The organism is Mesotoga infera, assembly GCA_011045915.1.
In the GTDB taxonomy this organism is placed as follows: Bacteria; Thermotogota; Thermotogae; order Petrotogales; family Kosmotogaceae; genus Mesotoga; species Mesotoga infera_D.
In genome coordinates, this window is sequence record DSBT01000018.1 from 1 (window position 1) to 23,543 (window position 23,543).

General features: G+C 45.5%; 22 protein-coding genes. 21 read left to right on the forward strand and 1 reads right to left on the reverse strand.

The window, feature by feature from the left end; genetic code table 11:
- The 12 genes from ENN47_00515 to ENN47_00570 all read left to right on the forward strand — a co-directional run.
- A partial coding sequence (locus tag ENN47_00515; protein HDP76674.1) for an ABC transporter permease occupies positions 1-408 on the forward strand: 408 nt, incomplete at its 5' end.
- Between the two features lie 11 nt (positions 409-419).
- On the forward strand, positions 420-1,547 hold the full coding sequence (locus ENN47_00520; GenBank protein ID HDP76675.1) for an ATP-binding cassette domain-containing protein: 1,128 nt from the start codon (positions 420-422) through the stop codon (positions 1,545-1,547).
- Entirely contained in the window at positions 1,537-2,193 is a 657-nt protein-coding gene (locus ENN47_00525; GenBank protein HDP76676.1) for an ABC transporter permease, read from the forward strand. Before ENN47_00520 ends, ENN47_00525 begins: the two co-directional genes overlap by 11 nt.
- 21 nt (positions 2,194-2,214) lie before the next feature.
- A complete protein-coding gene (locus ENN47_00530; GenBank protein ID HDP76677.1) occupies positions 2,215-3,099 on the forward strand; it encodes a glycine/betaine ABC transporter substrate-binding protein in 885 nt (294 codons plus the stop codon).
- A 207-nt stretch (positions 3,100-3,306) separates the two neighbouring features.
- Positions 3,307-5,949 (forward strand): pyruvate, phosphate dikinase, encoded by a 2,643-nt coding sequence (locus tag ENN47_00535; protein HDP76678.1) that lies wholly within the window; start codon positions 3,307-3,309, stop codon positions 5,947-5,949.
- 59 nt (positions 5,950-6,008) lie between these two features.
- Positions 6,009-7,130, forward strand: a complete 1,122-nt coding sequence (locus tag ENN47_00540; GenBank protein ID HDP76679.1) for a sodium ion-translocating decarboxylase subunit beta — start codon at positions 6,009-6,011, stop codon at positions 7,128-7,130.
- A gap of 22 nt (positions 7,131-7,152) precedes the next feature.
- Complete coding sequence (locus ENN47_00545; GenBank protein ID HDP76680.1) at positions 7,153-7,377, forward strand: 4Fe-4S dicluster domain-containing protein; 225 nt, start codon at positions 7,153-7,155, stop codon at positions 7,375-7,377.
- On the forward strand, positions 7,370-8,524 hold the full coding sequence (locus tag ENN47_00550) for a 2-oxoacid:acceptor oxidoreductase subunit alpha (GenBank protein ID HDP76681.1): 1,155 nt from the start codon (positions 7,370-7,372) through the stop codon (positions 8,522-8,524). The genes ENN47_00545 and ENN47_00550 overlap by 8 nt, the downstream gene beginning before the upstream one ends.
- A gap of 118 nt (positions 8,525-8,642) precedes the next feature.
- Positions 8,643-8,918 (forward strand): stage V sporulation protein S, encoded by a 276-nt coding sequence (locus ENN47_00555; GenBank protein ID HDP76682.1) that lies wholly within the window; start codon positions 8,643-8,645, stop codon positions 8,916-8,918.
- Between the two features lie 107 nt (positions 8,919-9,025).
- Positions 9,026-9,469: a ferritin gene (locus ENN47_00560; GenBank protein ID HDP76683.1), complete on the forward strand. Its 444-nt coding sequence runs from the start codon at positions 9,026-9,028 to the stop codon at positions 9,467-9,469.
- A 367-nt stretch (positions 9,470-9,836) separates the two neighbouring features.
- Positions 9,837-11,144 (forward strand): uracil-xanthine permease, encoded by a 1,308-nt coding sequence (locus ENN47_00565; protein ID HDP76684.1) that lies wholly within the window; start codon positions 9,837-9,839, stop codon positions 11,142-11,144.
- 79 nt (positions 11,145-11,223) lie between these two features.
- Positions 11,224-11,757 carry an N-acetyltransferase gene (locus ENN47_00570; GenBank protein ID HDP76685.1) on the forward strand — a complete coding sequence of 178 codons (534 nt, stop codon included), beginning with the start codon at positions 11,224-11,226 and terminating at the stop codon, positions 11,755-11,757.
- On the opposite strand, the gene ENN47_00575 is transcribed toward ENN47_00570, so the two are convergent.
- A complete protein-coding gene (locus ENN47_00575; GenBank protein HDP76686.1) occupies positions 11,754-12,485 on the reverse strand; it encodes a Nif3-like dinuclear metal center hexameric protein in 732 nt (243 codons plus the stop codon). The two genes, ENN47_00570 and ENN47_00575, sit on opposite strands and share 4 nt — an antisense overlap.
- A 402-nt stretch (positions 12,486-12,887) precedes the next feature.
- Between ENN47_00575 and ENN47_00580 the strand changes: the two genes are divergently transcribed.
- The 9 genes from ENN47_00580 (at position 12,888) to ENN47_00620 (ending at position 23,497) form a co-directional block, all read left to right on the forward strand.
- The gene (locus ENN47_00580) at positions 12,888-14,276 is read left to right on the forward strand and encodes an MATE family efflux transporter (GenBank protein HDP76687.1); all 1,389 of its coding nucleotides are present in this window, start codon (positions 12,888-12,890) and stop codon (positions 14,274-14,276) included.
- Between the two features lie 193 nt (positions 14,277-14,469).
- Positions 14,470-15,126, forward strand: a complete 657-nt coding sequence (locus tag ENN47_00585; GenBank protein ID HDP76688.1) for a 3-oxoacid CoA-transferase subunit A — start codon at positions 14,470-14,472, stop codon at positions 15,124-15,126.
- On the forward strand, positions 15,123-15,776 hold the full coding sequence (locus ENN47_00590; protein ID HDP76689.1) for a CoA transferase subunit B: 654 nt from the start codon (positions 15,123-15,125) through the stop codon (positions 15,774-15,776). The genes ENN47_00585 and ENN47_00590 overlap by 4 nt, the downstream gene beginning before the upstream one ends.
- Positions 15,777-16,270: 494 nt before the next feature.
- Positions 16,271-16,873 (forward strand): hypothetical protein, encoded by a 603-nt coding sequence (locus tag ENN47_00595; protein HDP76690.1) that lies wholly within the window; start codon positions 16,271-16,273, stop codon positions 16,871-16,873.
- Between the two features lie 51 nt (positions 16,874-16,924).
- Entirely contained in the window at positions 16,925-18,226 is a 1,302-nt protein-coding gene (locus ENN47_00600) for a TRAP transporter large permease subunit (protein ID HDP76691.1), read from the forward strand.
- 203 nt (positions 18,227-18,429) lie between these two features.
- The gene (locus tag ENN47_00605; GenBank protein ID HDP76692.1) at positions 18,430-19,623 is read left to right on the forward strand and encodes a deacylase; all 1,194 of its coding nucleotides are present in this window, start codon (positions 18,430-18,432) and stop codon (positions 19,621-19,623) included.
- A gap of 58 nt (positions 19,624-19,681) precedes the next feature.
- Positions 19,682-21,247, forward strand: coding sequence for a peptidase C69 (locus ENN47_00610; protein ID HDP76693.1), 1,566 nt, complete (start codon positions 19,682-19,684; stop codon positions 21,245-21,247).
- A 115-nt stretch (positions 21,248-21,362) separates the two neighbouring features.
- The gene (locus ENN47_00615) at positions 21,363-22,976 is read left to right on the forward strand and encodes a peptidase C69 (protein ID HDP76694.1); all 1,614 of its coding nucleotides are present in this window, start codon (positions 21,363-21,365) and stop codon (positions 22,974-22,976) included.
- A 248-nt stretch (positions 22,977-23,224) separates the two neighbouring features.
- Positions 23,225-23,497: a hypothetical protein gene (locus ENN47_00620; protein ID HDP76695.1), complete on the forward strand. Its 273-nt coding sequence runs from the start codon at positions 23,225-23,227 to the stop codon at positions 23,495-23,497.
- Positions 23,498-23,543: the final 46 nt, after the last annotated feature.

Genomic DNA, 23,543 nt, shown 5'->3' on the forward strand with positions numbered 1-23,543 from the left:
ACTCCGGCAGTTATTGCTCTAGTGATATATTCCTTCCTGCCTGTCATAAGAAATACTGTGGTGGCAGTGAATTCAGTCGATCCCAGAATGATTGAGGCAGCAAAAGGAATGGGAATGACTAACTGTCAAATACTTTTCAGAGTAAGGCTTCCGCTTACTATCCCAATCATCATGGCCGGTGTTAGAAATGCGGCGGTAATGGGTGTAAGTGTCGCTACAATAGCCTATCTAATAGGTGCGAGAGGTCTCGGATACTTCATCTTCTCTGGACTCGGAAGATCGAATTTCAATATGGTTCTTCTTGGAGCGATTATTGTCTCAGCCTTGGGAATAGGGATGAACTACGGTTTGCTTGCTCTGGAAGAGGCCATTACTCCTAAAGGTCTGAAAATTGAACGGGATAAGTGAGGAGGAGATTGATGTCGATAGAATTCAAGAACGTAGTAAAAGAATATGAAGTCGGGTTTAGAGCAGTGGACAATCTGAACATTTCATTTGAAGATAAGAAACTTACAATACTTATCGGTCCTTCCGGTTGCGGAAAGACGACTAGTCTCAAGATGATCAACAGGTTAATTGAGAAGACAAGTGGGGAAATCATTGTCGACGGAACATCTCTTGACGAAATTGATCCCATCAAATTGAGGAGAAGCATTGGCTATGTGATTCAGGAGATTGGACTCTTTCCTCACATGACCGTTTTCGATAATATAGCAGTTGCCCCCAGACTTATGAAGTGGGATGAGTCAAGAATCAAGAAGCACGTTCTTGACTTGCTGGATCTAGTTAACCTCGAACCTTCCGATTATTCTCAGAAATATCCAGCCCAGCTTTCGGGCGGTCAACGCCAGAGAGTTGGAGTTGCGAGAGGGTTAGCTTCTGACCCGAAGATCGTCCTTATGGACGAACCTTTTGGGGCAATTGACCCAATAAACCGAGAAAAACTCCAGGATGGGTTTCTAGAAATTCAGTCGAAGATCGAGAAGACGATTATCTTTGTTACTCACGATATTCGAGAAGCGATTAAGTTGGGTGACAAGATAGCTATTCTAGATAATGGAAAACTGGTTCAGTACGCCGACACTATGACGGTAGTTCAGGAACCGGCTAACGAGTTTGTTGAAGATCTTCTTGGTGCGGACAGAGCGTTGAAGGGTCTTGAACTTGTGCGAGTAAGGGAGACTTACGTTCCCGGTGGAAAGTGGATAGAAGATGAAGGCGATTGCGATGTGAAAAGAGCGAAGGATTTCCTAAACAGTGAGGGAAGGAAATTTGCCTACGTCGTCGACGGTAAGAAGAGACTTAAGGGCTATGTGATGCTGAAACAGCTTGACAAAGCGTCTGATGGAGAACCGTTGAAGAAGTACTTGAGATCGATCGAGACCATACAACCTCTTTCGAATTTGATGGAGGCGATGTCATTGATCATGAATACCGGGCTATCCTCATTGCCTGTAGTAGATGACAAGGAGAGGCTACTTGGTATCCTTAGGTTCAAAGATCTTGTAAACCTAGTAGGCTCTTATGAATCATCTGATGAGGAGTGAGACTATGGAAGTCTTTGAATACATGGTCGAGAACTCTGGTTACATAATGGAAAGATTGCTTGAACACATTTTTATCTTCCTCGCTTCCTGGAGCATGGCGGTAGTGGCGGGAGTTGCAATTGCAATCTTCGTTACCAGGCCAGGTCATAGAAGGGCCGGTAGCCTGGTTCTATCGATTACAGGAGCAACTCAAGCCGTACCCAGTATCGCAGTGATAGCTCTTGTTTTCCTGTTCATGGGAATTGGAGCTGCACCTGCCATCGTTGCTCTGTTCCTTTACAGTCTTGTGCCAGTAGTTTTCAATACCGCTTCCGGCTTAATGAATGTTTCGATGAAGATGAAGGAGGCGGCCAAAGGAATGGGAATGACTAACAGGCAGATATTGTGGAAGGTGGAAATGCCTGTCACAGTTCCAACAATGCTTTCGGGAATTAGAAGTTCGGCGACAATAAATATCGGTACTGCTGCTATTGCTGCATCAATTGGTGCGGGTGGTCTGGGAGAGATTATCTTCACTGGACTTCGTATGACGAAGGGTCCAATGATAATTGCAGGAGCAATTCCTGTGACGCTCCTGGCGATAGCAGTAGACATAATCCTAGGTTTTTCGGAGAAAGCTCTGACTTCGAAAGGTCTCAGAACATAAGAAACATGGAGGTGTTTAGTTTTGAAGAGACTATTTCTTATTTCGTTGGTAGTTTTAATGGCAACAGTTATGTCATTTGGCCAGACAAGGCTGAATGTTGGAGCAAAGAACTTCACCGAACAGTATATCGTCAGTAGCATGATTTCGCAACTTCTTGAAGATGCAGGGTTTAGAGTGACCGAGAACTTTGGAATGAGTTCATTTGTTGCAAGAAGTGCGCTCGAGACCGGGCAGATTGATCTTTATGCTGACTATACGGGTACTGCTTGGCCCACATATTTAGGCCACGAAAAAATGATTAGAGATCCCTTTGATCTCTATGATGCTGTAAAGACAGAAGATCTTGAAAATGGAATCGTATGGCTTGACATGGCCAATTTCAATAATACATACGCTCTGGCTGTAAGAAGAGATTTCGCGGCCGAGCACGGGCTACAGAATCTTGAGGATCTTGCTGAACTTACGCACGAAAACCCAGATCTGCTTTTCGGAATTGTATACGAATTCCTTGAAAGAGATGATGGGTTCTGGCCGATGAGTGAGACATACGGTTTTACTGTTGAAAAGAGGCAAGTTAAGACAATGGAGATCGGGCTGACCTATGAGGCACTTGATAAGAATCAGATAGACGTTGCCATGGTCTTTTCAACTGATGGAAAGCTGGAGAAATACAATCTTCTGGTACTCGAAGATACTAAGAATTTCTTCCCGTCATACAATCTCGCCGTTACAGTACGTAAGGAAGTGTTGGATAACAATCCCGAGATAGAAGAGATTCTGAGACCCATATCCGTTTATCTTACAGAACCAATAATGATCAGGCTGAATTATTTGGTAGACGCTGGTGGTTATGAGCCAGATGAAGTTGCCGAAGGATTCCTCAAAGGATTGGGTCTGATAGATTAACTTAGTTCATATTTGTTTCAGAGCCGCCTCAGGGCGGCTTTGTTATTATACAGCATGACTAATGATTGCTTTATCAGAATTGTGGTGGCTTCTAGGGTCCGTTATACCAATGAAAGAGACCTTCTCATTGGCGTTGCGGGTAGACACCGCGTCTGGCTGGCTGTGATATAATCGGTCGAATATGCTTTCAGGAAGGGAGGAAACAAAGTGTCAGAAAAATTTGTGTACTATTTTGGAAAAGAGAAGGCCGAAGGCGACGCGAAAATGAAGAATCTTCTTGGCGGAAAGGGAGCAAACCTATCCGAGATGGTTAAGATAGGGATACCTGTTCCTCCAGGATTCACTATTTCCACAGAGGTTTGCAAGTACTACTACGAGCATGGTAATACATATCCAGAAAGCCTGGAGAATGAAGTGGAAGAAGCTGTAAAGCTTTTGGAGGAAGAAACCGGAAAGGGTTTTGGCTCTACTGAGAAACCATTGCTTGTTTCGGTGAGGTCCGGGGCAGCAATTTCGATGCCCGGCATGATGGACACGATTCTAAATCTCGGTCTCAATGATGACAGTGTAAATGGTTTGATCAAAGAGTCAGGCAATCCCAGATTTTGCTACGACGCCTATAGAAGATTTCTTCAGATGTTCGGCGACGTTGTTCTGAAAATCGAACACTCCGAGTTCGAAGGAGCACTGAAGAGCATCAAGAAAGAAAGGGGCGTGAAACTTGATACGGAACTTGATGCAGAGGATATGAAAGAGGTAGTTAAGAGATATCTGGAGGTCTACAAAAAGTCCGGCAAAGAGTTCCCTCAGGATCCCTGGAAGCAATTATGGATGGCGACTGATGCAGTATTTGGTAGTTGGATGAATGAAAGGGCGATTAAGTATCGTGCCCTGAACGGTATAAAAGAAGGAGAACTCCTGGGAACTGCGGTTAACGTTGTTGCAATGGTTTTTGGCAACACTGGAGAAGATAGTGGAACGGGCGTCGCATTCACGAGAGATCCCAATACCGGCGAGAAGCAATTCTATGGAGAGTATTTGCCGAACGCTCAAGGAGAGGACGTTGTTGCCGGAACACGTACGCCATTTCCCCTAACAAAACTCCAGGATATTAATCCAGCAGTTTACGATCAGCTACTAGATATCTTTAGTAAACTGGAGAACCATTATAGAGATATGCAGGACATTGAGTTTACTGTTGAACACGGGATTCTGTATTTGCTTCAAACGCGTAATGGAAAGCGAACTCCTTACGCAAGTGTCAAGATCGCGGTTGATCTCGCTGAAGAAAATAGAATTTCTAAAGAAGAGGCAGTTATGAGAGTCACTCCAGAACATATAGAGACTCTTCTTCACCCTTATTTCACCAAAGAGACTATGGAGAGTGCAGAGCTCCTCGCAAAGGGGGTAGCAGCATCTCCGGGAGCGGCATCCGGAGTAGTTGCCTTTGACCCGGAAACGGCAGAAAGAATGGTTAAAGAAGAGAGCAAATCTGTCATCCTTGTCAGGCCTGAGACTTCTCCAGAGGATATCGCAGGAATGGCGGCTGCTCAGGGAATTCTGACCTCAACTGGAGGCAAGACTTCACATGCCGCAGTCGTTGCCAGAGGTATGGGCAAGACCTGTATCGTAGGCTGTGAAGCCGTTGAAGTTGATCAGAAGACAAGAATCATGAAGGTGAATGGAAAGATCATAAAGGAAGGCGAATGGATAAGCATTGATGGTACATCCGGCGAGGTCTTCATGGGCAAACTGGATTCCGTCAAGCCTCAGGGTCTTGAAGGTCCTCTGGCAAAGCTTCTAAATTGGGCAGACGAAATCAGGAAGCTGGGGATAAGGACCAATGCCGATACTCCAAACGATGCGAAAATAGCCCGGGAGTTTGGTGCTGAAGGAATAGGTCTCACGAGGACCGAGCACATGTTCTTCCAGGAAGACAGGATTTTTGCTGTTCGACAGATGATTACTTCTAATACCAAAGAGCAGAGAGAAAGATCTCTGGCTAAGATTCTTCCGATGCAGGAAGAGGATTTCTATGGGATATTCAAGGCCATGGAAGGGCTTCCTGTAACAATTAGGCTTCTCGATCCCCCTCTTCACGAGTTCCTTCCAAAAGATGACGAGGACGTTAAAGAACTTTCTGAAGAGATGGGTATGACCTATGAGGAGCTCAAGGCAACTATTGAAGATCTTCATGAATTCAACCCTATGATGGGATTCAGAGGTTGCAGACTTGCTGTCGTTTATCCTGAAATAGCTGAAATGCAGACTAAGGCGATAATTGGAGCAGCTATACGGTTGGTCAAGGAAGGAAAATCGGTCATTCCCGAAATCATGATTCCTTTGATTGTCGAAATAGAAGAATTGAAGTACGTCAAATCGATAATCATAAAGGCGGCTGAAGAGCTGATTGCTGATTCTGGTAATAAGCTTGAATACAAAGTGGGAACAATGATTGAAGTGCCGAGAGCCGCACTTACTGCCGATGAAATAGCCAAAGAAGCAGAGTTCTTTAGCTTTGGAACAAATGACCTCACTCAGATGACTTATGGGTTCAGTAGAGACGACTATGGGAAATACGTCGGTCATTATTTGGAGAAAGGTATTCTAGAGAGCGATCCATTCCAGAAGTTGGACAGAACGGGTGTTGGACAGCTTGTTAGGATGGGAACAGAAAAGGGACGCTCAACCAGACCGGATCTCAAGGTCGGAATATGTGGTGAGCATGGCGGAGAGCCTTCATCGGTTGAATTCTGCCATATTGTAGGTCTCAATTATGTCAGTTGCTCTCCTTACAGAGTTCCTGTGGCGAGATTATCGGCTGCTCAAGCAGTAGTGAAGAATAGATAATTATTACTTCAGGCCGCGCCTGAGGGTGCGGCCTTTACTATTTTGGAGGTTCGCCTATCATGGCAGCGTTGATCTCGGGATATCTAGCACAGACAGGTTTCGCCACGGTAAGCTGGGAAAACTGGGTAATGTTTGCAGTTGCGGGGCTTCTTGTCTATCTTGCGGTTGCAAAAGATGCTGAACCGCTACTTCTTGTGCCAATTGCATTCGGAATGGTTATTGCAAATATTCCTCCAGAGGTCACGGGGGTTTTTACTCCTGGCACTGGAATTATGTGGATTCTACAACAGGGATTGATGCTAGGAATATATCCTCCTTTGATATTTCTCGGTATTGGCGCGGTTACTGATTTCTCTTTCGTGTTAGCTAATCCCAAGACGCTCTTTCTTGGGGCTGCTGCTCAGATAGGGATTTTCATCACCTTTCTTGCAGCGAACTGGATGGGGTTTTCCATTTCCGATGCCGCAGCGATAGCAATTATTGGTGGAGCCGACGGACCTACTTCCATTTACGTTGCAAGCATCTTGGAGTCCCAGTTTCTTCCAATTATCGCGATAGCTTCGTATTCATACATCGCCTTGATCCCTGTTCTTCAACCACCAATAATGAGAGTTCTTACTACTCGCAAGGAACGCTCGATAACAATGGGAAAGAAGCTCAGGAAAGTCTCTAAGCTCGAAAGAATTGTGTTCCCGATTGTCGCGACTATTGCGATTTCGCTGATTGTTCCTCAGGCGCTTCCATTAGTTGGAATGTTGATGTTAGGAAATCTCCTGAGAGAGAACGGCAGGACTAAGCGACTGGTTGAAGCTTCAGGAAAGTACATTTCGGATACTGTAATAATTCTGTTGTGCGTATCTGTAGGTGCCAAGGCGGATGGGAAGATATTCCTTACGTTGGAGAGTATAATGATTTTGGGATTGGGTTGCGCTGCGTTCATTGTAGCAACTGCTTCGGGAATTCTATTCGCTAAGCTGATGAATGTGTTTTCCGCGAACAAAGTGAATCCTTTGATAGGCGCCGCAGGTGTTTCGGCAGTCCCGACCGCTGCAAGGGTGGCACAGAAAGTAGCATCGGAGGAAGATCCGACAAACTTCGTTCTTATGCACGCAATGGGCCCGAATATCGCGGGTGTAATCGGATCGGCAGTTGCTGCGGGGGTATTCCTTTCAATAATTTGATAATGTTGAGTGGGAGGACGTAATGGCCGAAAAGAAGCAGTATCAAGTTAATATCAATCACACTCTGTGTAAGAAGTGCGGCATATGCTATTGGATATGTCCTACGAAGACGATCACTAAGGGCGAACTGGGTAGGCCACAGATTGTTGATCAGAAAACCTGCATTGGTTGCCTCATGTGTGAAAACGCTTGCCCTGATTTTGCGATCGATGTTCATCAATTAGAGGCGGTGAAAGAAGATGCGTGAATTCATGCTGCTTCAGGGCGATGAAGCATGCGCGCTTGGAGCGATAAAGGCTGGATGCAAGTTTTTCGCCGGCTATCCAATTACGCCGGCCACAGAAATTGCCGAGACTATGGCAAGAGAGCTTCCGAAGATTGGAGGAACTTTCATTCAGATGGAGGATGAAATTGCAAGTGCGGCAGCAATAATTGGCGCGTCACTCGCCGGTGAGAAATCAATGACTGCAACCAGCGGGCCGGGTTTCTCTCTGATGCAAGAAGCCATAGGGTACGCGTCGATGACTGAAACTCCTACCGTAATAGTCAACGTGCAGCGAGGCGGACCCTCGACAGGCATGCCCACAAAGACGGCTCAAGGAGATATCATGCAAGCGAGATGGGGTACTCACGGGGACCATCAGATCATTGCGATTTACCCTTCAAACGTTGAAGAAGTGTACAAGTATATTATCACTGCCTTCAATTATGCCGAATTATATAGAACACCGGTTATCTTTCTGATGGACGAAATTCTCGGTCATATGAGGGAAAGTGTTTATCTCCCCCATGATTCAGAAATTATGGAAGTTCAAAGAGTGGGTGAAACAGAAATGGCCGAAGATGATATCTTTCATCCCTTCGAAGGTGATGATCAGATGATGGCCACACCACTTGTTAAGATGGGAAAGTCAAGATTTCATGTTTCCGGCCTCGTTCACGACGAGTCAGGGTTTCCGGTTGGATCGCCATCTGATTCTGCCAGGCTGCTAAGAAGACTTGACAACAAGATAAGACTTCACAGTGATGAAATAGTCATTTATGATGAGTATATGACAGAGGATGCCGAAATACTTGTTCTCGCATACGGATCGGTTGCTAGAAGCGCAATCAAGGCCGTGAAGATGGCGAGGGAGGACAAGATCAATGTTGGGCTTTTCAAACCTGTTACCATTTGGCCGTTTCCAAGTACAAGACTCAGACAGCTCCTGAAAAAGGTAAGTGCCGTAATTGTTGCCGAGATGAACCTTGGGCAAATTCTCTATGAAGTGTCCAGATTAAACAAGCGTGGCGCAAAAATTGAACATCTGAGTAAAGTGAATGGTGAATTAATAACTCCACAGGAAGTTCTCGACGCTATATCGAGGGTTAAGTCCGAGATAATGGATCTTTAGAATTTGAAAAACAATGATTCTTTCTTCTTTTTGCGAACAGTATGTTAAAACTTTTGCCAATTGAGCGGCCTCTGTGGTAGAATTACAGCGAAATTACCTGCAAAAGGAGGAAATCTCAATGGAAATCCTGAAGGTCAGTTCTAAATCTAATCCGAACAAGGTAGCAGGTGCCATAGCCGGGGTAATCTCAAAGAACGAGCAAGTAGAACTTCAGGCCATTGGTGCTGGTGCTGTGAATCAAGCAGTAAAAGCAGTTGCCATCGCTTCCAGATTCCTCAGAGAACAGGGCACTAAAGTGTATATGGTCCCTGGATTTGTGGAGATTCAAATTGGCGAAGAGATGCGAACGGGGATCACCATTAAGATTGTTTCTGAGAAAGACGAAAGTAAGTAATGGGGGTTCGGTAGTCTCTGATAGTCGGGGGGAGGTCTTTGATCTCTTCCTTTTTTATGTTAGAAGCGCGTCATTGAAGCAGTATTACGAAACGAAGGAGGTAGCGAATGCTTACAGTAAGCGATATGCTAGGTATAGCATTGAAGATCGAAGGAGCGGGTTACTCATATTACGAAAGGCTTGGCGAAAGAACTTCAGGAGAGGTCAAGGCTCTTTTTCTCAAGCTGGCGGAACAGGAAAGAGAGCACGCAAACATATTCAGAGAACTCCTCAAGGATGAGGGAAAGACTTCAACAACTCAGGACTGGGACGACAATGTCGGATATCTCAAAGCATATGCCGAAATATCAATATTTCCCCGGATCGAATCTTCCGAGATTCCACAGAATTTGAACAGAGCGATTAGTAGCGCAATGGAAGTGGAGAAGGACAGCATCATATTCTATTCCGATCTTTCCTCCTTCATTCCCGACAGCAATGAACTCAAAAAAATTATAGAGGAAGAACGCAGACATCTTCACGATCTCGTTAAGCTTTATGGCTCTTTGTAGGTAACAATGCCGTCGGAAAATGCATTAGTTTGCTGTTCGCTGACTGTTTGGTAAGAAATCCGGGGTGGACTTGCAGTAGTTGATATTGATCATCTTTGTGATACAATTGCCGATGGATGATTTTTCTTGGAGAGTGACTTCTATGTCGGAAACGATTGTTGAAAGTGGGACTGCCTTGTTCACCGACCGGTGCGGGAGTCACTTCTGTCCTCTTGGTAGCAGGATGTCACTCTCTCGAATAATTCATTCAATCGAGATGATAATAAACAAGATTGTGAATGTTATAGACTCCGAGAAGAGACCTCACGAAGATTCGTGAGGTCTCTTTTTTCTAGGGTTGCTAATTCATAACAAGAGGAGGGATCTTGTGAGCAATGAAAAATCGGCTTATCAGGAAGTGAGGGAGCAGGAAGACAGAAGTAAAGGTCTGGGCAAAGGGGGACTTCTTGTACTCGGTCTGCAGCATGCGTTTACGATGTTTGGGGCAACGGTCCTAGTACCATACCTCACCGGTGTTCCCGTAAATGTAGCGTTGTTTACTGCAGGTGTTGGCACGCTTCTTTTCCATCTGCTGACACAATGGAAAGTGCCTGTGTTCCTTGGGTCAAGTTTTGCGTACATAGCTCCAATCAATGCCGTAATTCTTTATCACGCCAATGCGGCCGACACTTTCAGTTCAGTTCCGGAGGCAATTTCCGCAGGATTTGCGATTACTCCCGATATGATTGCCTATGCAACGGGAGGAATATTGATAGCGGGTCTTGTTCAGGTGGGAATCGCAATTCTAATCAAACTGCTTGGGGTAAGCAAATTTGAGAAGATTTTCCCGCCAGCTGTCGCCGGAACGATAATAGCAGTGATAGGCTTGAATCTAGCCCCAACTGCGATAAGCATGGCGAGTTCAAACTGGTGGATTGCGGTTGTCTCTCTGGGAACAGCGGTGATTGTCAGACTTTACGTAAAGGGATTTACCAGGCTTATTCCCGTTATGTGCGGAATAATCGTGGGTTACATTGTGGCCGCAGCAACGGGAAATGTCTCATTCGACGCGGTGAATCAGGCAAGTTGGGTCGGGATTCCTTCCTTTGTGCTTCCCAAGTTCTCAATTTACTCGCTAACGGTTCTTGTTCCTGTAGCTCTAGCGCCGACAATCGAGCATTTCGGAGATATCTTCGCGGTGTCGGCAATCACTGGCAAGAAATTCTATGATGATCCAGGCATACACAGGACGCTAGCCGGAGACGGAATCGCCACTGCTGTTGCCGGTTTCTTTGGAGGACCCGCTAATACTACATATAGCGAGAACACGGGTGTTCTTGCGATTACGAAGGTCTTTAATCCTGTAGTAATGAGGATAGCCGCGGTATTTGCAGTGATACTGTCATTCGTGCCGAAGGTGGGAGCGCTGATTCAGTCAATTCCCACTGCAGTGATGGGCGGAATTGAGATATTGCTGTTTGGGATGATCGCTGCTGTTGGAATGAAGACACTTATAGAAAACAGGGTGAAGGTCGATGGAAAAAACCTCATAGTGATATCGGTAATGCTTGTAGTTGGCATAGGTGGCGCAGCTATAGGAATTGGTCCGGTGAGATTCGAGGGGATAGGACTTGCTGCACTCGTAGGGTTACTCCTAAATGGAATATTTGTAATGACAAAGGCTCCTGAAGAATAGAGAAGACCGCTCAGTTCTGCAGAGAGGTGCCAAAGCAGGCACCTCTTTTGCTATACTATCTCAAATGGAGGTGAGTTCTGTGTTCAAGGGTCGGCTAGTATATCTTAGGGAATATAGAAAGAGCGATATTGCTCTTGCTCACAAGTACATAAACGATTACGAAGTCAGGAGGATGCTGGTTCCTGGGATTCCCTTTCCTCTCAGACTGGAAGAGGAAGAGAAGTGGTATGATTCTCAGAGTGCCTTCAAGGATACGTATAGCTTCGCAGTTTCGAAGATTGAACATGATGAATACATTGGAGGATGCGGCATAAACGAGGTTGACTGGAAGAATAGGGTGGCAACGGTTGGAATCTTTCTAGGAGTGCAGTTCTGGAACGAAGGATTTGGAACGGATGCAATGAAAACGCTTCTGATATTCATCTTTGACCAAATGAATATAAACAAGGCGAAGCTAAACGTCTATTCGTTTAACAAACGCGCGATCAAGTCATATACGAAGTGCGGCTTTCAGACAGAGGGAACGTTGAGGCAGGAGATCTTCAGAGACGGAGCATTTCACGATGAAATAGTCATGGGGATTCTCAGGTCAGAGCTTATTAGGGAAGACTAGAGTTCATTGTAATACTCGATGAATTCTACATCAAGCGAGAACCTTTCTTTTACTAGTTTCCCGAGGTTCATTACACCAAACCGCTCGCTGGCGTAATGCCCCACGCAGAAGTAATTGATACCCATCTCTTTAGATAGTTCCCTTGTAGGTTCTCGTACTTCGCCTGATATGAATGTGTCGGCGATTCCTTCAAGCTTATCCAGCATTGACGAGGAGCCTCCAGATATTATACATACTTTCTGAACGACTTCAGAGTTCTTGTGAAGGAATATCTTCTGATTAGGAAAAAGCTGAGAAAGAGAGTGTGTGAACTCGGACACAGTAGTTTCCATAGGAGTTCTGCCTATTAAACCTACGTCAAATTTCTCTAGACTCTCAAGACCTAGCTTCTGAGCAATTGCGTAGTTGTTTCCATATGGTATGTTTGCGTCCAGGGGCAGGTGGTAACCGAGAAGCGTGACACCATTTAGCAATACGCGTTCGACTCTTCTTTTCAGGTGACCTGTGAGTCTGAAGAAGGTCTTTCCGAAGATTCCATGGTGCACTAGTATTGCATCAGCACTCGAGTTTAGGGCCTTTTCTACGAAGGCGTGGCTGAAGGAGACCCCTGTAACGAGTTTCTTTATATCTCTATCTCCTTCGATCTGAATACCATTGTGGCAATAGTCGTCAAACTTTTCCGGTTCAAGAACAGAATCTAGAAAGCCTTCAAGCTCAAATGGTCTCACGTTTGCCTCCTTTGCTTAAGAGAATCCTCCATATGATATCCTCGATCATTATTCTATCATGCACCATTGAGTGAGACCTTAACTAAAAAAAGAGTGGTGCAGTGCACCACAATAATCCGCATCTCTAAACAAGGGGTTTATCTATTTAAACACAAATACATATATATTTATTGCAATACAAATTCTTATTTGATAACACCTGACATAGTGAATAATATATCATAATAGGAATTATAAGTCAAGGGATACATCATAAAATTTAACTATGTGCGCGATAATTATTATATTTGTCTATTCCCATCATTATCAGGAATTGAATCGTCGATTTCGAGATTGCCTCTTTCAGAGCTAGTTCGTACATGCTAAACTTGGTAGTACGGATTCCTTACTGTGGAGGCGTAGATGGCTTACAGTCTTCTAAAATCCTATCTCAATGTAGAGGAAGCTAAGGAGATCAGGAAGTCACTTCTTGTGATGGCACTTCCCGCCATAGGTGAAAACGTTCTTCAAATGCTGCTAGGTATATCAGACACCGCTTTTCTTGGTCATTATGACTGGAGAATAATGACAGCGGTTGGTACTGCCAATCAAGTAGTTTTCATTTTTCAGGCAGTTCTAGTAGCGATTTCGACAGGGTCGATGGTCTTGATTTCGAATAGCTATGGAGCTGGCAATCGTCAGAGAGTTAATCTCATAGCCTGGCACGCAATCTATCTGAGTGCGACCACCGGTCTTGCTCTTTCGTTTGGCTCTCTCTTTTCTGAGAACCTACTTTCACTGCTCTTTCCCTCAAGCGATTCCTTTATGCAATTGAACGGCAGCGACTATCTAAGAATAATCATGGCCGGTTTTCCAGCAATGAGCATAATGATTGTGCTCGGGGCCACACTGAGAGGATCCGGCGATACTAGATCACCGCTTATTGTCGCTCTTGTTGCAAACGTCTTGAACGTCTTTCTTGATTATGCAATGATTTTTGGCAAACTCGGTTTCCCTGAGATGGGAGCCTTTGGCGCGGCACTTGCAACAGTATTATCGAGAGTCGTTGGTTCAGTGATAATTATTGTTCTGCTGTTTCGAAATCGAAGAATATCAATGTCAAGGAAACCTCAGAGATTCTCTAAATGGTTATTCAAGGAGATTTTTATTCTCGGTCTTCCGGCTTCCATTGAGAACTTTGGATTCTCCCTTGGAGTTCTTGTCTTTGCAAATATTCTCTTCATTGCTGGTCCAGAGGCATATGCCGCCCACAGAATTGGTATTCAGGTAGAGTCTCTCTCCTTCATGCCTGCTTGGGGTATGGGTGTGGCAATAACTGCCTTAGTCGGAATCTACAATGGCGGCAGACAAAGAAGAATGTCAATAGGTGTGGTCAGGCAGGGCTGGTTCATCGCCCTGGCAATCTCCTCTGCGATTGGATTTGCTATTACGTTGTTCCCGGACCTTTTCATCTCTCTTTTCACAAATGAGTCGTCCCTAATTGAAGAGGGACGACTACCTGTGAGAATTATCGGACTCTTTCAAGTAGTGATGGGTACAGATTACGCGGTTACCGGGGCGTTGAGAGGTATGGGCGACACTTCTTTCCCAATGAAGTCTTCCCTAGTCGCAATGTGGTTCTTGAGACTTCCTATTGGTTACTTGCTCGTGAGATATTTCAATCTCGGCCTATTTGGTGCTTGGATTGGAATGATGGCCGACATGGCCTTCAGGACAACACTGAAATTCATCAGATTCTACTCGGGAAGATGGGAGAGTACCGCAGATTCGATCCAGGCAAGATCAAACTGAAGTCTATGCTCAATGCGGAACTTGACAACCCGGTAGACTTCACTGAGAACTAACTGGCCAATAACCAGTCGCTTCTCTAGATACTGGAATTCGGCAATTGCTTTGGTCTTTTCAGGCTCTTTTGGTAAGATAGTGTAAGTGTTCGGAGTTTTTTTCGCCGACCTCAACTATGCACGAGAAGGGAGGAGTCTTTTTGAGAGTGGTAGGAATTGACGAGGCCGTATCAGCGGTAGATGACAACTCTTCTGTAATGATAGGAGGATTTTTGGGCTGTGGTTCCCCAGACAATATCATTCAAGGAGTCGTCGAGAGGAAAACTCGGGGTTTGACTGTGATAGCTAATGACACTTCCTTCCCAGACAGAGGAGTAGGAAAGTTAATTGTGGGCAAGTGCGCGGCAAAAGTGATTGTCTCTCATATCGGTACAAATCCGGAGACGCAACGCCAGATGATTGAGGGAGAGCTGGATGTGGAACTTGTTCCTCAGGGCACTCTCGCGGAGAGAATTAGGGCCGGAGGCGTTGGTCTGGGCGGGATTTTGACCCCCACTGGAGTTGGAACTGTAGTTCAAGAAGGAAAGAGAATTATCGCAATCGGTGGGAAAGATTATCTAATGGAACTACCGCTCAGAGCTGAGTTTGCTCTCGTGAAAGCCAAGAAAGCCGATTACTTTGGCAATCTGGTCTTCTCTTTGACTGCAAGGAACTTCAATCCACTAATTGTCCTTGCGTGCAACACAGTAATTGTGGAAGTGGAAGAGATTGTGCCTGTCGGTTCACTCACTCCAGATGAGATTCATATTCCCGGTGTTCTCGTTGATTGTGTTTGCGTGGGGAGTGTCGTCGGATGATGGACGTAAAAGAACTGATCGCCAGAAGGATCGCAGCTGAACTACAGGATGGAGATTTGGTGAATCTGGGAATCGGCATACCCACTCTCGTTTCGAACTACATACCGGCAGGCGTAAGAATATACTTTCAGTCAGAGAACGGTATTATTGGAATGGGACCAGCTCCGGAAAAAGGTATGGAGAATAGAGACCTCACCAATGCGGGCGGTCAATGTATTACGGCTCTGCCAGGTTCTGCAACCTTCGACAGCGCAATGTCGTTTTCGATTATCAGGGGCGGACATCTTGACATAACAGTCTTAGGGGGTCTTCAAGTTGACGAGAGAGGGATTCTTGCTAATTGGATGGTGCCAGGCAAGATGGTGCCCGGAATGGGAGGCGCCATGGATCTGGTAACTGGAGCCAAGCGTGTGATAGTTGCAATGACCCACACATCGAAGGGAAGTCCGAAGATAGTCAGGGAGTGCTCACTTCCTATCACTTCAAACAGACCAGTCGATCTGATAGTGACAGAAATTGCTGTCATTCAGCCAACTAAGGCAGGACTGCTTCTCAGAGAAAAATCTAGAGAAGTCACTGTTGAAGAGATTATGAAGCTGACAGAAGCGCGTTTGATAGTCAGCGATAATCTCAAGGACATGCTTGATTGAATGAGCTGATTCTTGGAACTGTTGAGTTTGTCTCGTTATTTATTGATACTTCGTCCATATCATCATTATCTCATGTATTTTTTGGGTTTTTTTGGTGAATTAGTTGTGCCATTTTTTGAGACGAAGACATCGCTCGTTTACCGATTACCTTCAGAAATCCAGGTAAATAATTCTGCAAAGTGCTCTGAAAGAAGTGTTTTGCTCCATGGCAGAATTGAAAAGGGTTCAGAAGCTGTAAATTCTATATGTCTAAGTTCTTTGATTTGGATTACGTACTAGACTGGCAAAGAGAATCAGAATACTCGCTCAATAATTAGCTGTACTCGCCTCAGATAGTTTCTCATGGTCAAATTGAAGACTCAGTACGTTCTGAAGAATTGTGGTAGACTCTCTCAGAAAATGCTTTCTGCAAGGGATGCATAATTAAATGCAATCCTGAATATTTTTTATTGCGATTGAAATCATCACTTATTCTATTTTCCAGGAGGTTCAAAATGAAGAAGACACTGCTGTTACTGATTGCTTTTTCTATTCTGGCAACAACATCTGTATTTGCACTTATTAGTGGCGATGACCCCGTCAAGGGCGAATTGCCTTTCCTTCTCACGAATGCCGGCCAGGGTCCCGGTGGAAAGATGGCCAGACTCCTGATCTGGCAGTCGAAAGCCATTGAAGAGACGGACTTCGATTACAATGCAGAGCCCTTAAGAGACAATCCCGACGATTTAGTTGCAAGGGACTACAAAATGCTCTTCGTAATAATCGGGTCTTCCGCGAAGGGCCTCGGAGCATCAGGTATAACGATAGAGGAGGAAATCTCCCGCTTGAACAAGATGATCGCTGAGGCAAAGGAACTGGGACTCTTCATAATTGCGGCACATATCGAGGGTAAAGAGAGAAGAGGAAATCCAGGAAGTGCGGACGAACAGTCAATTGACGCTATCGCTCCATATGCTGATTATTTGATTGTTGTGAAGAGCGGTAATCTCGATGGCAAATTCACCAGAATTGCTCAGGAGAACAATGTTCCTCTTACCTTGATTGACAACACAATTGACTTCATGGAAGTCATTAAGCAGATGTTCAAGAGCGAATAGGCAGAGTGAGCGACTGTGAAGATGATTTCGCTACTTTCGGGGGGAGTCTAGATGTATCTTGAAACGACAATAGTGGCAATTGTTATGGTTGCAACCTTTGCAATAGCGAGCTGGAAGCTAAAGTCGCCTGAAATCTCGATGGTAATTACAGCCATAGTGGGCGCACTTGTAGGTGGTTTCGGTTTCCCCTCCAGACTACTTGTAGAGGGCATGTTTACTTATTTTGACGTTGGTCTCGTATTCTTGACAGCCTCGGTCTTCATAAACATCTATTCCGAGACAGGAGCCATGAACGCTCTCGTTCGCTGGATAGTGAGAAGATTCTACGACAGAAAGTGGTTCATGCTGGTCCTTCTTGGAATACTGTTGATTATTCCGGGTGCATTGACTGGAGCAGGCAGTGTGTCCATATTTGTGGTTGGCGGTTTGGTTGCCTCCGTAATGAACTATATGGGGTTCTCCAAGAAGAGAGTCGCTGCTTTCATTTACCTGTTCGCCATGCTTGCCGCAGTTGCTCCGCCGATAAATCTGTGGGCGATGCTGATGGCCGCTCAGGCGAACATGCCTTATGTTGGTTTTAATGTAGTTCTGCTTGTGCCTATAGTAATAATTGCTTTGTTTACTATTCTCTACACTGGATTCAGCAAGACACCTTCAAGGAAATCAAAGGAAGAGATACTTAAGGAGCTTCCGGAGCCGCCGGCAGGGATGAATTGGGGCAAGATTCTTCTCCCGTTTGCTGCTCTAATTGTGATAATACTCCTGATGCAATACGCTGCGTTCAATATACCTGTTATCGGTCTGCCACTTACTTTCCTAATCTGTGCCTTCGTTGCAGTCATGATGGATCGCGATCGCTTGAAGATCCGGAGATGGTATGGAGTTATGGTTAAGACCGTCGATCAGGTTTTCCCGCTTCTTGCTACTGTAATTAGCGTAGGAGTGCTTGTGAATATAATGACGGCTACGGGAGTGAAAGGTCTTCTGGCAATAACTTTCATTACTCTTCCGATGGCATTCATCTATATCACGGCTTTGGTTTTCGCTCCGTTTGCTCAAGGATCCCTAAGTTATGGAAGCGCGATTATTCTTGGTACGCCAATAATATTCCTTTTCAACTCGATGGGACTGAATGTCACTGTGACTGCTGCTGCGCTCAGTTTTCTATTCCCGCTTGGCGACTGCCTGCCGCCTTCTCGAATCGTCGGAAGGCTTACGGTTGAAACGGTGGGTTACGAAGGGAGCTATATGTCTTTTCTGAAAGCAATAGCAATTCCATGGCTGTTCATGGGTGCAGTTGGCCTCTTGATGCTAATCTTCCCAAACCAGCTAGATTTCCTTGTGGTTTATTGATGGGGGTGAGATGATGCTAATTTTTCTTGACACAGTGATTTATTACCTTTATTTCATAATGACCGGAGTTTTTGCTTTTCTGCTCCTGAGGAATCTTTTCAAGCGCGAGAGAAGAAAGGGCTGGGTTTACGACATTGTCTATTCTTACGTAATAATGACTTTTATCCTCCGGATAATAGGGATCAAGTGAGGGGTTGAATGATATGAAGAATTCAATCAGTCTAAAAATTCTCTTTCTTGTCCTCGCAGGTATTCTAGGAATTCTCGGTGGAGTTGAGTTCTGGGAACTTCGCCATTACAAAGAGACAGTGGTCGTCTCTGAAGACTTCACCGAGAAGATAATGTTGAGTGAGTACCTTCCAAGCCTGCAAGGGACCTGGGGTGATACTCCAATATACATATATGATTCAGGAGTTCCTGGAGGTTCAATGCTTATTCTTGGGGGAACCCATCCTTATGAACCTATTACCACGGTTGCTGCTTACGTGATAATGGAGAATATTGATGTTCAAAGCGGAAAGGTCTACATCATTCCCCATGCAAACATGAGTGCGTCGACCCTTGGAATGCTCGGCAATGCTTATCCCAAGTACTTCTCGGTTGAGACACCTTGGGGAGAGCAGAAATACAGAATTGGAGACAGAGGTACCAATCCACTTGATCAGTGGCCCGATCCATTCACATATGTCCACTATCCATCTGGTCAAAATCTTGCATATCAGGACATAAGAAACCTTAACAGAACTTTCCCCGGTCGAGAAAACGGCACTCTCACTGAAAGGATCTCGTTCGCAATTATGGAACTAATTAGAAACGAGAATATCGACATCTTCTTTGATTATCATGAAGCATCCCTGATGTACCCGGTTGTTAGCACTTACGTTGCGCACGACGATTCAATGGACATCGGAATGATGGCGGCGATGATGCTTAGCGCAACACAGTTTCCCATGAAGATTGAAGCTTCTCCAAAGAATCTGAGGGGATTAACACACAGGGAAGTTGGAGATTTCAGCGACACTCTTGCTCTGCTAATGGAGACACCTGAGCCCTTTATCGACAGAGTAGTTGGAAAGATGACAGAAGACCTCATGGTTGAAGGTATCGATGAGTTCCTTCAGACTGCAGCTGAGAAGGGTCTTCTTTACTGTGACTACGACATCAAAGAAGGATTTCAGGATGCACTGGGAAACACAATTATCGGAGCTCCTCTCGACTACAGAGTTGGGAGGCATCTGTCTGGAACTCTAGAGGCCATCAACTGGCTAAATCAGTTCTTCCCGGAGAAGGCAATGAGTGTTTCGTTCCCTGGATACGCCGAAATCATGGAAAACGGAACCGGGAAATATCTTCACGATCCAAGCAAAGCAGATCCATCCAGAGTCTTCCAGAACTGATATTCTGAAGATCAATTGATACAGGAAGGCACCACAATCCTTTCTTAGGGGGTTAAGCATGAAATTGAAGCTGAAAGCGTTCCTAGTACTTGCGATCTTACTGGTTTTCTTGAGTAGTACCGCCCTTACCTGTACCATACTTGCTGTTGGTAAGGATGCATCAGTGGATGGTTCGACAATTGTTACCCACAACGACGATTCCAGTTCAGCCGACTTCAGGCTCTGGATAATTCCGGCTATGGACTGGCCGGAAGGTTCGATGAGAGATATCGTGATCGACTCCCATAACTACATCGATTACGGTGACTATCCCTTAGTCGATGTCGGTGACAGGGGAGTAGTCGTTGGACAGATACCTCAGGTGGAGCATACGTATCAGTATTTCCACTCCAGGTACTCTTTTATCAACGAGATGGGAGTTGCAATGGGTGAGTCCACTGCAGGAGGCAGAAGGGAACTGAGAGAGGCCAGAGGCTGGATCGACTGCTGGACGGCTCAGGATATTGCTCTAGAGAGAGCCTCTACGGCAAGAGAAGCGGTCAGGATCATGGGGGATCTTGTTGAGCAGTACGGCTGGTACGGTTCTGGCGAAATCATCAACGTGACTGACGGAAACGAAGTCTGGATAGCCGAGTTCTATGGACGCGATCTCTGGGTTGCCTTAAGGATGCCGGACGACTGTGTCTTCGTCGGCGCAAACACGATGAGAATTCGAGACGTTGATTTTGAAGACACTGAAAATGTGATGTACTCTCCGAATCTTATTACTTATGCAATTGAACAGGGATGGTACGATCCAAATTCCGGAGAACCCTTCAGACCTGCAGATGTGTACGCCCCAAGGAGCAGCGGAAATATTCGCGAATGGAGAGCATTCAGCTTGATGGCTCCATCCATGGGGTACGAGTATCTTGATGTCCACTATCCTCTCTGGATAAAACCCGATAAGAAACTTTCCGTTTGGGACATTTTCACAATTTCTGGAGATTGGTACGAAGGAACTGAATTCGATCTGACCAAAGGAATTGGCGCAGGGCCATTTGGCGATCCATCTGCAAGTTACAGAGTTGGAGGAAGACAGAGACCTATAGGTATTTACTTGAGTTGTTACGTCCAGATTAGTCAAATCAAGAACTGGCTGCCACCTGAAATCGGATCCGTAGTATGGTTCGGCTACGGTGGAGGCGGGACACAGTACCATACTCCTCTTTGGCCGGCAATGGCAGAGCTTCCAGAGTTCTATGAGGTTGGCTCTAGGTATGAAGACTTTAGAAGAGATTCTGGCTGGTGGACAAGTACATATGTTCAGGAAATGACCAGGCTAAGATTCAAAGATGCTATCGTCGATCTAGGAAGCTTCAGGGATCCGAAGATGCAGGCCGTGTATCAGACGGTGCCGAAGATTCAAGAATTCGCCGCAGAATTATACGAGACCGATAAGGATGCCGCGCTTGCAATCATAAGTGATTATGCTTACAACACTGCAGTTGCGTGGCAGGCTGACTGGCTGAAGTTCGGAGATTATTTGGTGGGCAATTACTGCGCTGACAGAATCAATTTCGGTACAGGTTTGCCTAAAGAGTGGGGAGAAGTCCTGGACTCCTTGAATAACCAGGATTCTTAAGGATCTTTTCGACTAATTTGCATTTCATCTGGGAGGTGAGATCAGAATTAGATTACTGAAGCTGCAAAGTTCTTTGAGCAACAACAAATTTATCTAGTTGGGGTGATGTACTTTTATGAAGAAAGCATTAATAGTCCTGATTGTGACACTTATTACCTTGGGAAGCGCCGCTGTGGCGTGTACAATCCTTGGCGTTGGCAAGGATGCAATGATCAATGGTTCAACTATCATTACACACAACGATGACTCAACCAGTGCCGATTTTCGTCTGTGGATTATCCCCGCGATGGATTGGCCGGAAGGCTCCATGAGAGATATCGTTCTTGATTCTCACAACTATATCGATTATGGCAATTACCCGGAAGTCAATATCGGTACAAGGGGTACTCTTATAGGCCAGATTCCTCAGGTCCCCCACACGTACCAGTACTTCCACTCAAGATACTCCTTCATGAACGAAATGGGAGTTGCAGTTAGTGAGTCGACATTTGGTATCGACACTAGCACAGATTACGGCAAGGAAGTAAGACAGGTTCTCTGGACGGACAGCAAAGGAATCATCGACTGCTGGACCGCCCAGGATATAGCTCTTGAGAGAGCGGCAACTGCAAGAGAGGCCGTCAGAGTTATGGGAGACCTTGTCGAGCAGTACGGATGGAGCACTGTTGGTGGAGGCGGAGAGACAATGACTGTTGCCGACGGCGAAGAGTGCTGGATTGTTGAGTTCTACGGAAGAGATATCTGGGTTGGCGTAAGAATTCCCAGCGATCACTTCACTGTTGCTGCGAACAGAGCAAGAATTATGGAAGTCGATTTCGAAGACACTGATAACGTAATGGCTTCTCCGAACATAGTATCGTTTGCCGTGGAACAGGGCTGGTATGATCCTGACTCAGGCAAACCATTCAATGTTGCCGAGATTTACGCTCCGAACGACAACCTTTATGCGACCAGAAGAGAGTGGAGAGCATTCGACATAGTAGCTCCTTCTCTGGGACTCAGCCCACACGACTTGAGATTCCCGCTTTCCGTTAAGCCCGATGAACTTCTCACCGTACATGACATCTTTGTCATCAAGGGCGACTACTATCAGGGAACGGATTACGATCTGACAGTCGGACTGGCTGCGGGTCCTTGGGGAGATCCTCTCAGATATGCTAACACAAGCAGAACTGGAACCTGGGAACGAAGCATAAACATGCACAGAACCTGCTATGTCCACATAGGTGAGACAAACTCCGCCTATGCAGAACCATTCAAGGGAATTGCATGGTATGGCTACGGTGCGCCTGATACAACTTACATAGTTCCACTGTGGCCTATTATGAGAGAGCTTCCCAAGTTCTACGAGACCGGTAGTAGATACGAGGAGTTCAGAAGAGACTCCGGTTGGTGGGTCAACTCTTACGTTCAGCAGATGGCCGAACTTCATTACAACCTAGCAATTGAGGATATCAGGAATTACAGGGATCCCAAACTGGAAGTTCTCTACAAGGTTACACCGGAAGTTCAAAAGATTGCTACTGATATGTATGAGACAGATCCAGAAGGCGCCATAGATTTGATTTCCAATTATGCCTTTATGAACGCGGTTGCATGGCACGAAGAATGGAAACTGCTTGGAGACAGGCTTCTTGGAAACTACGCTCTTGGATATGTGAATTTCAGGTCCTCGCCATATCCCGACTGGTGGAACGAGGCAATCGGTTACGGTTTCCCAGAAAGATAAGTGACTTTCGATTAAGAAGCGGCCCTTGCGGCCGCTTCATTTTTTATCTTCTTCTCGGACCCCTGGCAATCTCTGTTCTATAAAAACAAGAGTGTTCATACTTCTTTTTGGGTTTAACAGACGCTTGGTTGTCTCTGCAGCTGACGTGATGACAGTTTTTCGATAAGGACTCTCTTCCTGTACAAAACTGCCCGAACTTGTGATAACATCTCTCAGTATGGAAGTCAAACCCGAAAGGAGTGGCAAAGGTGCAGAACATAGACAAGATCATGGATCTCGTGGAGGAGCTTTTCGATGAACTCGAAATTGCAGATGTTCAGGAGCTTACAGAGGCGTTGCCAGATATGGAGCAGGATGAAGTGACTGAGTTAAGGTCGAGCATTGAGGAGTGGGTTGACGGCCTTGACGAGATCATTGCTCGATTGCCAGAGCTGCAAGCGTCGATTCTCGAGCTAAAGGGTGATCTTGAGAGATTAAACGATTCCGTTGTTGAGATTGAAGAGGATTTCGAAGAAGATTGATTCAGCTTCAAGCAAGGGGCCGAACGGCCCCTTTTTCTCGATTTGA

Bases quoted from the DNA above. Each gene is read 5' to 3' on its own strand.
- ENN47_00520 (HDP76675.1), top strand. From the start codon at position 420: ATGTCGATAGAATTCAAGAACGTAGTAAAAGAATATGAAGTCGGGTTT.
- ENN47_00525 (HDP76676.1), top strand. From the start codon at position 1,537: ATGAGGAGTGAGACTATGGAAGTCTTTGAATACATGGTCGAGAACTCT.
- ENN47_00540 (HDP76679.1), top strand. From the start codon at position 6,009: ATGGCAGCGTTGATCTCGGGATATCTAGCACAGACAGGTTTCGCCACG.
- ENN47_00545 (HDP76680.1), top strand. From the start codon at position 7,153: ATGGCCGAAAAGAAGCAGTATCAAGTTAATATCAATCACACTCTGTGT.
- ENN47_00550 (HDP76681.1), top strand. From the start codon at position 7,370: ATGCGTGAATTCATGCTGCTTCAGGGCGATGAAGCATGCGCGCTTGGA.
- ENN47_00555 (HDP76682.1), top strand. From the start codon at position 8,643: ATGGAAATCCTGAAGGTCAGTTCTAAATCTAATCCGAACAAGGTAGCA.
- ENN47_00560 (HDP76683.1), top strand. From the start codon at position 9,026: ATGCTTACAGTAAGCGATATGCTAGGTATAGCATTGAAGATCGAAGGA.
- ENN47_00580 (HDP76687.1), top strand. From the start codon at position 12,888: ATGGCTTACAGTCTTCTAAAATCCTATCTCAATGTAGAGGAAGCTAAG.
- ENN47_00590 (HDP76689.1), top strand. From the start codon at position 15,123: ATGATGGACGTAAAAGAACTGATCGCCAGAAGGATCGCAGCTGAACTA.
- ENN47_00595 (HDP76690.1), top strand. From the start codon at position 16,271: ATGAAGAAGACACTGCTGTTACTGATTGCTTTTTCTATTCTGGCAACA.
- ENN47_00600 (HDP76691.1), top strand. From the start codon at position 16,925: ATGTATCTTGAAACGACAATAGTGGCAATTGTTATGGTTGCAACCTTT.
- ENN47_00605 (HDP76692.1), top strand. From the start codon at position 18,430: ATGAAGAATTCAATCAGTCTAAAAATTCTCTTTCTTGTCCTCGCAGGT.
- ENN47_00610 (HDP76693.1), top strand. From the start codon at position 19,682: ATGAAATTGAAGCTGAAAGCGTTCCTAGTACTTGCGATCTTACTGGTT.
- ENN47_00615 (HDP76694.1), top strand. From the start codon at position 21,363: ATGAAGAAAGCATTAATAGTCCTGATTGTGACACTTATTACCTTGGGA.